This window comes from Pseudomonas baetica, from assembly GCF_051216495.1.
GTDB lineage: Bacteria > Pseudomonadota > Gammaproteobacteria > Pseudomonadales > Pseudomonadaceae > Aquipseudomonas > Aquipseudomonas baetica_B.
This window is the reverse complement of the sequence record NZ_JBPKAM010000001.1, coordinates 267,950-281,655: the sequence shown is the minus strand read 5'-3', so window position 1 is coordinate 281,655 and position 13,706 is coordinate 267,950. Positions and strand designations below refer to the sequence as shown.

At 55.0% G+C, this 13,706-nt stretch carries 11 protein-coding genes and 1 pseudogene; 8 read left to right on the top strand and 4 right to left on the bottom strand.

The window, feature by feature from the left end; translation table 11 throughout:
* Window positions 1–111 precede the first annotated feature (111 nt).
* The 3 genes and pseudogenes from ACSFE6_RS01320 to ACSFE6_RS01310 all read left to right on the top strand — a co-directional run.
* A complete protein-coding gene (locus ACSFE6_RS01320; protein WP_435425938.1) occupies window positions 112–1,014 on the top strand; it encodes a LysR family transcriptional regulator in 903 nt (300 codons plus the stop codon).
* 130 nt (window positions 1,015–1,144) lie between these two features.
* Window positions 1,145–1,771, top strand: coding sequence for a glutathione S-transferase family protein (locus ACSFE6_RS01315; RefSeq protein ID WP_435425937.1), 627 nt, complete (start codon window positions 1,145–1,147; stop codon window positions 1,769–1,771).
* Window positions 1,772–1,833: 62 nt separating this feature from the next.
* Window positions 1,834–2,716: pseudogene (locus tag ACSFE6_RS01310) on the top strand (pyridoxamine 5'-phosphate oxidase family protein); the annotation flags it as partial.
* A 203-nt stretch (window positions 2,717–2,919) separates the two neighbouring features.
* Here the strand turns inward: ACSFE6_RS01310 and ACSFE6_RS01305 are convergent.
* Complete coding sequence (locus ACSFE6_RS01305) at window positions 2,920–3,312, bottom strand: limonene-1,2-epoxide hydrolase family protein (RefSeq protein ID WP_435425936.1); 393 nt, start codon at window positions 3,310–3,312, stop codon at window positions 2,920–2,922.
* 303 nt (window positions 3,313–3,615) lie between these two features.
* Between ACSFE6_RS01305 and ACSFE6_RS01300 the strand changes: the two genes are divergently transcribed.
* Window positions 3,616–4,668: a LacI family DNA-binding transcriptional regulator gene (locus ACSFE6_RS01300; protein WP_435425935.1), complete on the top strand. Its 1,053-nt coding sequence runs from the start codon at window positions 3,616–3,618 to the stop codon at window positions 4,666–4,668.
* A gap of 42 nt (window positions 4,669–4,710) precedes the next feature.
* On the opposite strand, the gene ACSFE6_RS01295 is transcribed toward ACSFE6_RS01300, so the two are convergent.
* Genes ACSFE6_RS01295 through ACSFE6_RS01285 form a run of 3 tightly spaced genes read right to left on the bottom strand, consistent with a single transcriptional unit; the run spans window position 4,711 to window position 7,366 of the window.
* A complete protein-coding gene (locus ACSFE6_RS01295) occupies window positions 4,711–5,514 on the bottom strand; it encodes an SDR family NAD(P)-dependent oxidoreductase (RefSeq protein WP_435425934.1) in 804 nt (267 codons plus the stop codon).
* Entirely contained in the window at window positions 5,511–6,479 is a 969-nt protein-coding gene (locus ACSFE6_RS01290; RefSeq protein ID WP_435425933.1) for a zinc-binding dehydrogenase, read from the bottom strand. The genes ACSFE6_RS01295 and ACSFE6_RS01290 overlap by 4 nt, the downstream gene beginning before the upstream one ends.
* Entirely contained in the window at window positions 6,476–7,366 is an 891-nt protein-coding gene (locus ACSFE6_RS01285) for an isocitrate lyase/PEP mutase family protein (protein ID WP_435425932.1), read from the bottom strand. The genes ACSFE6_RS01290 and ACSFE6_RS01285 overlap by 4 nt, the downstream gene beginning before the upstream one ends.
* 290 nt (window positions 7,367–7,656) lie before the next feature.
* Here ACSFE6_RS01285 and ACSFE6_RS01280 point away from each other — a divergent pair, with 290 nt between their 5' ends.
* From ACSFE6_RS01280 to ACSFE6_RS01265, 4 genes are all read left to right on the top strand, one after another.
* Window positions 7,657–8,226 (top strand): VOC family protein, encoded by a 570-nt coding sequence (locus tag ACSFE6_RS01280; protein ID WP_435425931.1) that lies wholly within the window; start codon window positions 7,657–7,659, stop codon window positions 8,224–8,226.
* Window positions 8,227–8,239: 13 nt separating this feature from the next.
* Complete coding sequence (locus ACSFE6_RS01275) at window positions 8,240–9,415, top strand: serine aminopeptidase domain-containing protein (RefSeq protein WP_435425930.1); 1,176 nt, start codon at window positions 8,240–8,242, stop codon at window positions 9,413–9,415.
* A gap of 219 nt (window positions 9,416–9,634) precedes the next feature.
* Window positions 9,635–13,156 (top strand): indolepyruvate ferredoxin oxidoreductase family protein, encoded by a 3,522-nt coding sequence (locus ACSFE6_RS01270; protein WP_435425929.1) that lies wholly within the window; start codon window positions 9,635–9,637, stop codon window positions 13,154–13,156.
* Window positions 13,153–13,671 carry a DUF1993 domain-containing protein gene (locus ACSFE6_RS01265; protein ID WP_435425928.1) on the top strand — a complete coding sequence of 173 codons (519 nt, stop codon included), beginning with the start codon at window positions 13,153–13,155 and terminating at the stop codon, window positions 13,669–13,671. Before ACSFE6_RS01270 ends, ACSFE6_RS01265 begins: the two co-directional genes overlap by 4 nt.
* Window positions 13,672–13,706: the final 35 nt, after the last annotated feature.

The following is a 13,706-nucleotide window of genomic DNA, read 5'->3' as shown; positions in this document are numbered from 1 at the left end:
CGAAGCCGAGCAGGCGTGTTCCGCCAGTGTTGATTGGGCGCAATGCCAACAGGGCTTAGTGAGCCAGTTTCGAATATAAGTACCGATGTGGCGGTAGTAGGAAATTAATCCATGGACCGATTTCAGGAAATGCAGATTTTCGTCACAGTATCCCAAATGCAAGGCTTCTCCTCGGCGGCGCGGCATTTGGGGGTGTCGGCGGCCAGTGTCAGTCGGGCAGTGACGGCACTGGAGGCGCGAATTGGTACTCAGCTGCTGACGCGTACTACCCGCACAGTAAATTTGAGCGAGGCTGGTCAGCGTTATCTGGAGGACTGTCGGCGAATTCTCGCAGAAGTACAGGAAGCCGAGGACTCGGCGGCCGGGAGTCATGCCCAACCTCGCGGGCAACTAACGATCACTGCTCCGGTGTTGTTCGGTCAGTTGTTCGTCACGCCGATCATGGTGGACTATCTTGATCAATTTCCAGAAGTCAGCATTAACGGTGTGTTGGTCGACCGCGTGGTGAGCATGGTCGAGGAAGGCATTGATGTGGCCGTACGCATTGGTGAGTTACCCGACAGCAACCAGCACGCGATTCGGGTTGGTGAAGTGCGGCTGGTGATCTGCGGTTCACCAGGCTTCCTGGCAGCCCGTGGCAGGCCACAGCATCCTGAGGATCTCTATGGGCTACCCATCGTCGCAACCTCTGCCATTGGACAGCAAAGAAGTTGGCTATTTCTGGAGGCAGGAAAGTCGCTGAACATTCGCCCAGAACCACGACTGGTAGTCACTGCCAATCAGGCCGCCATCACTGCCGCTTGCCTGGGGTTGGGATTAACCCGGGCTCTGTCTTATCAGGTAGCGAGCAATATTGCGGCGGGTGAGCTGGAAGTTGTTCTGGCAGACTTCGAGATCCCCCCTTTACCCATCCATGTTGTTTACCAGGGTGGGCGCAAAGCCCCGGCGCGGGTTCGTAGTTTTGTGGATTTTGTCGTGAAAGCGTTGCGTGAAGATCCTGCCTTGAACGGTTAAAGCACTATTGCAGTGGATGAAATTATGGATTGCATTTCATGATTATTCTGTTGTTTTTAAAGCGGGTGGAAGATAGCTCCCGCTCGGCGCCGTTCACGATGGAACGGCGCCATCACCCAGCGGAGTCACCATGCACACGATCAAACTCTATAATTTTCCCCGCTCTGGCCACGCACACCGTGTGGAATTGATGCTATCGCTGCTGAAGCTACCGACTGAGCTTATCTTTGTCGATCTGGTCAATGGTGCACATAAGCAGCCGGACTTTCTGGCCCTCAATGCCTTTGGCCAAATTCCAGTGCTGGACGATCAGGGTGTAATCCTGGCGGATTCGAATGCCATTCTGGTGTACCTGGCAAAAAAATACGGTAACGGCCGCTGGCTGCCCACCGACCCAGTCGGTGCCGCCAAGGTTCAGCGCTGGTTGTCGGTTGCAGCCGGTCAACTGGCCTCTGGCCCTGGCATCGCCAGGTTGATCACTTTGTTTGGCGCACCTTTTAACGCCGAAGAGGTGATTGGCCGCTCTCATGCATTGCTCAAGGTGCTTGATCAGGAGTTGGCCGAGACTGATTATCTCGCCGGCACCGACCCCACCATCGCCGATGTTGCCATTTACACCTACACCTCTCATGCGCCCGAAGGCAACGTGTCCTTGGATGATTACGCCAACGTTCGTGCCTGGTTGGCGCGAGTGGAAGCCTTGCCAGGATTTGTCGGCATGCCACGCACTATCGCTGGTTTGCAGACTACCGCTTGATGCACACGGCCCAACCCGGTTGGGCCGTTCACATTGTGCGCGCAGGTGCATGGAGACGCATTATGGAGCACTCACCTTGGAATGCCGGCGAGAAACAATTGCAAGGCCATCTAGGGGTTATCGAGCAGATGGAAGTGTACGGCCGCAGGGCGATACGCAGCGAAATGCCGGATCAGCATCGCCAGTTCTATCAGCAGCTCCCCTTCATGTTGTACGGTGCGGTGGGTGCTGATGGCAACCCGTGGGCCAGTATTCTTGAAGGGCCGTTGGGCTTCGCTCATTCTCCCGAACCTTCGCTTTTGCTGTTGGATTCTCTGCCGGCCGCCGATGATCCTGCTCAGTTGCATCCCGGGGCAGCCATCGGCCTGTTGGGTATCGAACTGCACACCCGGCGGCGCAACCGAATCAATGGCCGGGTTGGGGGTCATGACGGCGAGCGGCTTCGGCGTATCGGTGGAGCAGTCTTTCGGTAACTGCCCGAAATACATACAGTTACGGCAATTTCATTCGGTGCCGTTGGCGGATCCTTCGACCCGCATCGCGCACTATCTCGATGGGTTGGATGATGCGGCTAGGGCGATAATCACCGAGGCGGATACCTTCTTTGTCGCCAGTTATGTGGACGTCGATGGCCAACGCTCGGTGGACATTTCTCACCGGGGTGGCCAGGCCGGTTTCGTGTGCATTGATGGCAATCGTCTGACGATTCCAGATTTTGCCGGTAACCGGTTTTTCAATACCTTGGGCAACCTGTTGCTCAATCCGCGTGCCGGATTGTTGTTCATCGACTTCAACTCCGGCGACCTGCTGCAGCTCAGCGGTCGGACCGAGATTATTCTCGAAATGCCTCAAGTCGAGTTCTTTCAAGGGGCTGAACGAGTATGGATATTTCAGGTGGAGAGCGTGATACGCCGTCCCGCGGCGCTTGTTCTGCGCTGGCGCTTTCACCCAGCACCTTAACGACAGGTACCTGTGAGGACTCGTATGCAAGTTCAGGAGTGGTGGATTGCTGAAGAATGAGCCGCAGTAATATGTGCTTGGCGGGAAGCCACGACAGCCGCCTGATCAAACCGGGGTTCGCCAGGCAATGCTCAGGTCGGTGAATCGGGGCTTTCCTCGGGCTAATTGGAGCCAGCGAAGGTGCAGGCTTAGAGCGCGATATTTGCGCGCTCCGCTTGACGCGTAAGATCGCCGAGATCGAAATAGTCTCGCCATTCGACGATTTCACCGTTTCGAACGCGGAAACTTCCCATCAGTGGGATGGAGATACGTCCGCCATCTTCAGTGATGAAGTCGTCAACCCGCTCTGTGAGAACGACCTCCCCGGCAGCTGCGATTGCGACTGTCTTCCAACTTGATGTTAGTCGGCTGCCCATGCCAAAAGCGTGGGCAAACTCGCGAGCAGCCTCTCTTCCATTGATGGGGGGCAGCGGAATGTTGTGATAAAAAACGTTTTCGCTGAGATGATCCATGGCTTTATCGATCTGCCCTGAGTTGATGTGCTGGATGAAGCTCTCAACGATTTGGATTGGTTCTGACATGATGAGTCTCCTTTGAGGTGCCGATGGATACAGGCTCTTTTGTAATACTCTATAAGTCACGATTTCTGAGCGGCTGTCCTAGCTAGATGCTTGGACGATGCGGGGCGGCTGCACGCGGGTTATTTTTGAGGTTGGCAGCATCATTTCAGCTCCGTTGAGTGCTTGGTGCAAACTTGTTCGGAGAATCCTTAACCCTGTCTTTCAGTACGCGTTATTATTCGCTCTGGCGTTGAACATGGGAAAAGCGGAGTGCCATGTTAAGGTGATTCCATCCCGTATCATCCATCCACTATGTGTACCCTAATGACGACAGCAAAAGATCTCGCCAAGCATTTGAATTTGTCCGTATCGACGGTGGGGCGTGCTCTTGCCAATGACTCTCGAATCAGTGCCGAGACACGACAGCGGGTCATGAAGGAGGCTGAGCGTTCTGGGTATGTTGCCAACCGCGCGGCCCAAATGATGCGCGGTGGTTCAAGCAAGCTTGTCGGCCTCGTGCTCTCTGATCTAGGTAACAGCCAATACAGTATTGGCGCGCACGCCCTCTCGAAAACTTTGGAAGAGGAGGGCTACCAACTGGTCCTCTCCGAAACCAATGATGATCCCGATGCAGAATTGCGTCAGTTGCGCGAATTGATCAGCGCCAGCGCCGCCGGGATTGTGATTACCCCAACCAAAAATCCGCGCCCCGAAACCATCCGGCTTCTCAAGTCCACGCCGCATGTTCAATGGATCAGGCGACATCCGTCTTTGGGTGAGCAATGGTTTTGCTTTGATAATGTCAAAGCACTTGAGGTCGGTACTGAGCATCTTATCGCCTTGGGCCATAAACGGATTGGTTACATCGGGTTGATGCCAACAACCTTCGCGGGCGAAGAACGCCTCAAAGGTTTTTATATGGCGCAAAAGCACATAGTCATCGATGAGGAGCTTATGGTGTTCGGTCCTGGCGCCTCCTCAGAGTTCGGGCGCACGGCCTTGCGACAGCTTCTTGCTTTGAATGAGCCGCCGACGGGTATTGTGCTCGGCTCATTGCAGATCACTCGGGGTATTTTGGATGAGGTGATTGATCAAGGTTTGAGGATTCCCGAACAGTTTTCAGTCGTAGGCTTCGGTGACGAACCTGGTTTCCGCTGGTGGCAGCCTGGCTTAACGACGGTTTCTGTGCCGAACGCTCAGATTGCCACGGCGTGTGGCCTTTGGCTTCTGCATCAAATGAAAGTGGGGAGTGCGGCATCGAATGCTTCCTTCGGGTCAATTACGCCCGGAGAGTTAATTGTGAGAGGTAGCTCCGGCGCTCCCGGCAAGTTATTTTCATCACCAGCTACCGCTCTGGAAAGTCGAGAGCTGCTTTAACGGCTCGGGCATCTCGATAGGTGAAAACACCTATCGAGGCAATTACTGGAAAGCGCGCCCTCCATCCACGATAAAGTTGCTACCAATAACGCATGAGGCTTCGTTGCTTAAAAGGAAGACGACAACGTTGGCCACTTCTGCCGCTTGGGACAAGCGACCTAGCGTGTAACGGGAAATGAAGCCTTCCCGGTTCACACCTTCTCTGGAAAGGAAGCCATCGGTCATGGGGGTTTCGACTGCGCCGGGGCAGACACTATTTACCCGAATATCCGGCCCCAATTCTTTGGCAATGGTTCGGCTGTATTGCACCAAGCCTGCCTTGGCGGCGGAGTAACCTGCGCTGCTGACACCTGGCATTATCGCTGCGAGCGCTGCGATGTTGACGATGGCTGCGCTCTTTCCGTTTCCTGCTGCCTCGCGCAAAAATGGAAGTGCTGCCCGACAGGCCAAAAACGGGGCAGTCAGATTAGCCAGGATGCTTTGATTCCAGCGATCCAGATTGCACTCCTCCAGGGTGCAGACGTCAAGGACCCCCACTGCATTCACCAGTCCGTCAAGACCGCCCATGGATGAGGCACATTCGTAGACGGCACGCTTGGTAGCATCCTCGTCGCGTAGATCGGCGCATACTGAATAGCCGCCCGTAACTGCCTGCACCTGAGATAGTGGTGCTTGCCGTCGGCCAATGACCGAGACGATTGCGCCTTCCAAACTGCACCGCTCGGCTATCGCACGACCAATTCCGGTTCCGCCGCCTGTGATAACAATGCGTCTCCCCGAAAGGCGCTGGTGTGCCCCGCTATGCATCATCGAAAGCGTTTCTGTTTTGCTGAATGGTGAGCTCATACGATTGCCAACAATATTTTGCCGAAGTGTTTGTTGTCCCGCATCAGCTCCTGTGCGGCGCCTGCTTCGGCGAGTTGAGCTATACGGTCTATACGCGGTTTGAGTTTGCCCGCAACGACGAGGGGGATAATATGCGAGGCAAAAGCTCTGGCGATGGCGGCTTTTTCTTCAATATTCCGAGATCGAAATGTCACTCCGGTAATCTGTGCGCGCTTGAAAGCAAGCATGCCGATATCCAGCGTGTCGCTTGCGCCGCCCAGACGGCCTACTGCAACCATACGGCCGCAAATGGCGAGAGCCTGAAGGTTGCCGTTCAAAGCCCCGCCGCCAACCATGTCGATTATGAGATCTACACCTTGTCCACCTGTAGCCTCGCGCACAGCTTCGGCCCAGCCGTCCTTCATCGCAAAGGTCTGATCCACTTCCTCGCTCGTTAACTGATCCAGTTTGTCTTGCGAGCGCGCGACGCCAATAACGGTTTTCGCGCCGTTTAACTTGGCTAGTTGCGCAGCAGCTTGACCCACCCCTGAGGTGATCCCCTGGATGAGTACCGTCTCTCCCGCGCGCAATTTACCCTGCGTGATCAACGCGTCATATGCCGTCATGAACCATGCGGGTAACGAGGCGGCAGTCTGCCAGTCAATATCATCCGGCAGTTTCACTGCGATTCTATGGTCGACCTTGGCAAACTCAGCGTGGGACCCGCTTGAAAGCGCCATGACTCGGTCCCCTTCAAAAAAACCGCTGCAACCAGCACCCACTTCGACGACTTCTCCAGCCAGTTCGGTGCCAACGACCGTGTTGGGTGCGTAGTGGTCGGGGGTCAGCCCCAGATCTGCACGGTTAAGGCCTGAAACCCTAACGCGAATAAGGAGTTCGCTTTCGCTGATTTTGGGTTTTGGTATATGTGCCAACGTGAGCCGGGGTTTATCCGGCGTACTATCATCAACGATGAGCCCTTTCATTCGGTGATACCTCCAGTGACCTTTTCAAGTGATAGCCATTCCTCGGCTTTAACGGCGTTGGCGAGAAGGGCGCGAGCGCGTTTTTCATCCTCCAGCACTGGTGGTGGTGTGCCGTTTATTGCGCTCAAGCGAAGCGCCTGGAGTGCGTCGTCAAACAACGTGCACATTGGCAACAGCAGTGCAAGCGGATACAAGATCTGTGTATAGCCCATACCATGGAGTTCACTGACAGTCATTGCCGGCCAGTCCTTTCCTCCATAAACAACGGCGATAAGCGGCGTGCCACGGAACACCTCACCGATACGTTCAAGCTCTTCGGGCTTGCGTACGCCTGCGAGAAACAAACCATCCACACCGCTCTTCAAATACAGCTCCGCACGGCGGATTGCGGCATCTAAACCTTGTGCGCCATAGGCGTCGGTGCGCCCGATGACCCACATATCTTTGCTATCACGAGTATCGAGGGCCACCTTCAGTTTTGCCGCGATTTCTTCGTCATGCACCACGCCGACGGCAGCACTCTGACCGGGACGTTTAAGCGCACGTTTTTGGTCTTCAAGTACGAGCGCACCGACGCCGAGGGCCTCATTTGCACGAACGGTCCGCGCGACGGATTTCACGTCGCCGTAGCCGTCATCGCCGTCGACCATGCAGGGTATCGATGTGGCATCGAGAATGTTGCGAGTTACATCGCAAACGTCTGCAAGACCCGCTATTCCCAAGTCGGGAAGTGCAAAGCGTGCAGCGAGTGCGCCGGAGCCGCTGATCGCAAATGCTGGGAAACCAGCCTGTTCGATCAGTCGCGCCGTGAGCGCGTCGTGAGCGCAGGGCATGACTAGCGGCGCTCCTGTGGCGACTAGCTGACTGAAGGTTTGACGCTTTGCCATTCATCACCTCTTGCTTCATTTTTGGTCATGTGTCGACCTGCCAATTGCTCTAACTGTGCAATCGTTATAACACACGATTTTAGGATGCTCAAACCTGACGCACTGCAATGAATAGCTCCTATTTTCCAATGTTTTGGCATATTTTTAGACATAAGCGCTCTGAATACTGACGAATTCGTATGGCATTCTCACTTTACAGCGGTCCATAAAAAAACTAACGTTAGCACTGTGCTGAAGGTTTACAGGTCACCCATGCGCTTGCTCAAGCGCAAATCAACAGGAGACAAGTGATGACTAGATGTCCGCGCAATCCCGAATTGCCGCAAATCTTCGGGTTGGATCACGCTGCGTATCGATGCCGGGACGCGCAAGAGACATGTGACTTTTACGAAGGTGTGCTCGGCTTCCCGCTTGAGGTTGCAATGATCAACGAGCGGCACCCGACCACAGGGGAGGAGATGCGCTATTTGCACTTGTTCTTCGACATCGGGACAAACGTCCCCGGTGAGTCTTCCTACTTGGCATTTTTTGACGTGGCGGACGTTCCTGATGGTTCTGTCTTTGAATTCAAGCGCCAATGGGGTATGGACCTGCATTTCGCCATCAAAGTAAAAAGTATCGAGGCCATTCATGAGTGGCAGGATCGCCTGCAGGAACGTGGAGTGAAATGCGACGGCCCGGTTGATCATGGAGTCTGCACATCGCTGTATTTTCATGACCCGAACGGCTATCGGTTAGAGTTTATTACTTACTCTGAGGAGAATGCCGAGGCGTGGGAGCATCACAAGCGCGATGCTCATAAGTCTTTGAAGGCTTGGAACAAGATAAAGGCGCAGCCTGCAATAGCGCTGAAGGGTTAAGGAGAAGCACATCATGGCAAGCCAAGATCACGCCTTCTCTTGTGAATGGGTACATATAACTTACGAGGAGCGTTCACGTTTCGCCGAAACTTATGGTTACTCGGGCACGCAGGGTAAGGTCAATTTAGAGGGCATGCTTCTGCGCCCAACTGAAGGGTCTTCCAAGACCCTCATCATTTTAATGCACCCCAGCTCCACACTGCATTTGCTTCCTGTGCCTCAGGCCTTTGCGCGGTCAGGGTTGCATGTTCTATGCGCGGGCAGTCGTTATCCCAAGAACGATACGGCGCTCATCATGGAGAAAGTTGTTCTTGATCTCGGTGCTTACATTCGCCATGCAAAGGAGTCGTGGGGTTACGAGAAAGTCGTCCTCCTGGGTTGGAGTGGTGGTGGGTCACTGTCGCTGTTTTACCAGTCGCAGGCTGAGACACCTACGATCATCGATACCCCGGCGGGTGACCCTGTCGATATCGTAGGGGCCGGGCTGATACCCGCAGATGCCGTTGTGTTTCAGTCTGCACACGCAGGGCGAGCCTTGAATCTTGCCGAGGTGATTGATCCCTCCGTGCGTAATGAGGCGAATCCGGATGATCGGGATGTGGAGCTCGATATCTACGACCCGCGCAACCCGAACCAGCCGCCATATACGTCCGAATATGTCGCTCGTTATCGTGCAGCTCAACAGGCTCGTCTTCGCAGGATCACAGCCTGGGTGAAAGACACGCTCGAGGAGCTTAAGTCCCGCGGCACCGGCGAGCTTGAGCGAGGGTTCGTTGTGCATCGCACCTGGGCTGATCTTCGCTTCCTGGACCCGACACTCGATCCCAATGACCGTGCGCCGGGCGGGAGGCTTCTAGGGGATCCTGAAACCGTAAATTCCGGACCGATTGGTTTGGGACGGTTCTCGACATTGCGTGCCTGGCTTTCGCAATGGTCTCCGGAAGATTCCCGCGCCAATGGTTTTGTATGCGCCGCCGCGATGACCTCTCCGCTTCTTGTGATCGAAGGGAGTGCTGATGATGGTGTTCCTCAGCCCGATTCCAGGCGAATTTTTGAAGCGGCTGGCTCTCAGGACAAAGAAATGCATGTCATCAAAGGGGCAACGCATTACTACGCAAATCAGCCTGAGCAGATCGCCGAGGCGACAAGCATTGTCCGTAGGTGGCTAGAGGCTCGCCAGTTGCTTTGAGTCAGTCTGAACGCCGCACGTCCTTAAATGGTTCATAGGGCGCCTGCAGCTTTTTCCTATAAGTGAAGTGGCGTTGCAAAGCGCTATCCCACGTGATTGTTCATTTTAGCGTGTCCTTGTTTGTCGCGGTTTCGGCGTGCGCTGAAGCCGCCGACTCCGGCGCACGCCGTAACGGCGTGGCCAACAAACTCAAAGCCGTTCACATCTCTGGAGTCCCAAATGGCAGTGTTAGATAAACCACGCCAAACCAAGCTTGAAGATCGCTATGAGCTGCGTGAGGGGGTCGTCGCTTTGTCTGGCACGCAGGCGCTCTCCCGTTTGCCGCTTGAGCAGCGCTGGCGCGACCAGAGCGTTGGTCTTAACACGGGCGGCTTCATCTCTGGTTATCGCGGTTCTCCCTTGGGCTCCTATGACATGGAGCTGATGCGGATCAGAGCCAAGCTGAGCGAGCTGAACGTCGAATTCTTGCCTGGAGTTAACGAGGATCTTGCTGCAACCGCCGTTTGGGGGACGCAATACGTCAACCTCTATCCCGGTGCCAAGGTCGATGGAGTGTTTGGTATTTGGTATGGCAAAAGCCCCGGCGTTGATCGCAGTGGCGATGCCTTTCAACATGCCAACACCGCAGGCACGGCGCCAAACGGCGGGGTGATCGCTCTGGTTGGAGATGATCATGCGGCAAAATCATCTTCTCGTTCTGCGCAATCGGACATGCAGTTGAAGGCTTGCGGGATGCCGATCCTGTATCCCTCGAACACTCAGGAAATTTTGGATTACGGTCTGCACGGCATTGCCATGAGCCGATATGCAGGTCTTTGGGTTGCGATCAAGCTGGTTACAGATGTCGTGGAAACAACCTCGACCGTCGAAGTCGGCCCGAATCGCGCACGTCCTGTACTTCCCTCCATGCCCACGCTAGCGCCGAAGGGGGTGCATATTCTTGCCAACGAGCCGCCGCTTGAAATGGAAGCGAGGCTTTATGAGCATCGAGTTCCTGCTGCCATCGCTTATGCGCGGGCCAATGGGCTCAATCGAATTATGCTGACTCCAATCAGACCCAGATTGGGCATCGTTTCTGCAGGAAAAAGTTGGACTGATACGCGCAGCGCTATGACCGATCTGGGGCTGACCGATGAAGTCGCCACGAATGCGGGTATACGCCTTCTAAAGCTGGGCATGACTTATCCGATCGATCCGAAAATCGTTGAAGCGTTTGTGAAAGACCTGGACTGTGTATTGGTCGTCGAAGAAAAACGGCCCTTTGTTGAGGAGCAAGTTCGCGCCATCCTGCAAGCGGGAGGGCTGCATGTTAGGGTTTGGGGTAAGGCGGATCCGTCTGGTGCAAGCCATACGTCTGAAGGTGTGCCTTTATTGCCAATGTCGGGAGAGCTTTCTCCCAAAATCATTTCCCGCACCATCGCAGGGCTGGTTGGTCTGAAGGCACTTGCATCTGACGAAGAGGGTGGCGGGCTTTCACTCGATGTGCCGGCGCTGTTACGCACTCCGAATTTCTGTTCGGGCTGTCCGCACAATCGATCCACTGTGGTGCCTGATGGCAGTCGCACGATGGCTGGGATCGGTTGCCATGGCATGGCTATGTGGATCCGGCCCGAGACCACTGGCACCGTGACCCACATGGGTGCTGAAGGCATGTTCTGGGTTGGGCAATCACGTTTCACCAGCGAAAAGCACGTTTTTGTGAATCTCGGGGATGGCACTTTTTTTCATTCTGGAAGCATGGCGATTCGACAGGCAGTCGCCGCCCGAGTGAGAGTGACATACAAACTGCTTTATAACGGATATGTCTCGATGACCGGCGGGCAACTCGTGGACGGTGAGCTAACGGTCCCGCGTGCAATTGATCTGGTCCGCGCCGAGGGGGTGGAGCGGATCGTGCTCGTAACCGATGACGTGACGCGCTATCACGGAGTCAGTCTGGCGCCAGGCGTCGATTTGCGCCCTCGCAATGATCTGGATGCGGTGCAGCGAGAGCTCCGTGAGTTTGAGGGAGTGTCGGTGCTGATTTACGACCAAGCCTGCGCCACTGAGCTACGGCGCCAACGCAAACGCAACCCTGCAATCGATGTGGCAAGGCGTGTGTTGATCAATGCCGAGGTGTGCGAGGGCTGCGGCGATTGTGGTCGAAAGTCCAACTGTATGTCGATTGAACCGCTCGAAACAGAATTGGGCCGCAAGCGAAAAATCAATCAGTCGAGCTGCAACAAGGATCTCACCTGCGTTGAGGGATTCTGCCCAAGCTTCGTGACTGTCCGCGGCGGAAAGCTTAAACGCCAGGTAGGTGTCAGCGCGAATGCCTCAGACAGATGGGGCGATTTGCCGGAGCCGATTCTGCCAGATACCAAGGGCGGATATGGGGTGCTCGTTGCCGGTATCGGAGGCACAGGTATTGTAACCATCGGGGCAATCCTGAATATGGCTGCAACCCTTGAGGGGCGTGAAAGTAGTGTGCTTGATGTGACGGGCATCGCTCAGAAATACGGTGCTGTGATGTCTCATCTGCGTTTTGCTCCAGCAGGCGAGACGCTGCGAAGCTCCCGGTTAGGTTTGGGCGAGGCAGATCTTGTCATCGGTTGTGACCTGATTGTGGCTTCCGGTGAAGAGGCGGTCAGCAAGCTAAGCCTCAGCCGGAGCCATGCCGTCATCAATTCTGTTATAGCGCCAACTTCGGACTTCCCTAAACGACCTGACTGGAAGGCCAATGCCGAGGGGCTAATAGAGCGTTTAAGCGTGACGACTGGAGGGAAGATTCACACGCTTGAGGCCAGCCACATAGCGACAGGCCTGATGGGCGATACCCTTGCAGTGAACATGTTCATGCTGGGCTTTGCTTGGCAGCAGGGGCGCGTCCCTGTCGGCCTCAAGTCGCTTCATCATGCGATTGAGCTCAACGGAGTGAAGGTGGATTTCAACATTCAGAGTTTTGAATGGGGGCGTCGCATGGCTGTCGATCCAGAGGCTGTTCGCCGCGAGTTGATGAGCCAAGCCAGGTCAGGCAATGAAAGTGTTGTACGGATCATTGAGCCCAATCCTAGCGTGAATGACATCGTTGAAGATCGCAGCTCGCGTCTCATTGCATATCAAGGTAAGGCTCTAGCCAAGCGATATACGAGCGCTGTGAAACGTGCACAGGACAAAGATGCTGAAATGGGGGCCGAGGGCGCTTTGGCCAGTGCCGTAGCGCGGTATTACTACAAGTTGCTAGCGCACAAGGACGAGTATGAGGTGGCGCGGATTTACTCTTCCCCTGCGTTTCGCGAAGAGGTCGAGAGCCAATTTGAAGGTGACTACCGGCTGCACCTAAACCTTGGGGCGTGGCCGTTTTCAAAGAGGGACCCCGTCACGGGAAACCTACAAAAATGCGAAGTAGGTTCCTGGGTGTTCCCGATCATGCGGGCTCTTAAATCGATTCGAGCCATTCGCGGAACGCTGATTGATCCGTTCCGCTACAACGCGGAAAGCAAATTGGCGCGCGAGCTTCTCAAGAACTATGAGGACGATTTGGTTCTGATTAATGAGTGCACGGGTCGGCAACAAGGCATTGCTGATGCGTTAGCCCTGGCTTCACTGCCTGAGAAAATTCGTGGCTATGGGCATGTGCGCGCCGACCACGCCAACAAGATTGCTGGTGAGCGTGTGACGCTTCGGGAGAGGCTTCGCAATGTGCTCTCCCAGGGTGAGGCTCCGAAGAACACCGTCCTGGAGTGCAAGGAGAGCCTATGACAGTTTCACTTTTTGATGCGCTGGTGCCTTCCTGGATACAAGTTCTGGAATCCATGTCCGGTCTGATGGATAAGGCCGAGCACCATTGCGCAGTGTGCGGAGTGGAGCCACAAGTGCTGATCAATGCGCGTTTGGCGCTTGATATGCGCCCGCTGAGCTATCAGGTAAAGGCTGCTATAAGCCATTCCAGCGGCGCTATCAATGCGGTGCGCCGGGGCCGGTTTTCGCCCGACCTTTCGTGGCCTGAAAGCTTCGGTGCAATGAAGGGGGGTGTGGATATGGCGATTGAAGAGCTGTCAGCTTTAGACAAGGATGAAGTCAATGCTTTTGCTGATAAGGACCTTCTCTTCATGGCAGTGGATTACCAGGCCGAGTTTACGGCTGAAAATTTCCTGCTCTCGTTCTCGTTGCCGAACTTCTATTTTCACACCTCCATAGGCTACGCCATCTTGCGCGAGCAAGGCCTCGACATTGGAAAGATCGACTACCTGGGCAGACTTCGAAGGAAGTGCTGATAACCCGACGCAACTCGCCATTCCTTGACGCAGAC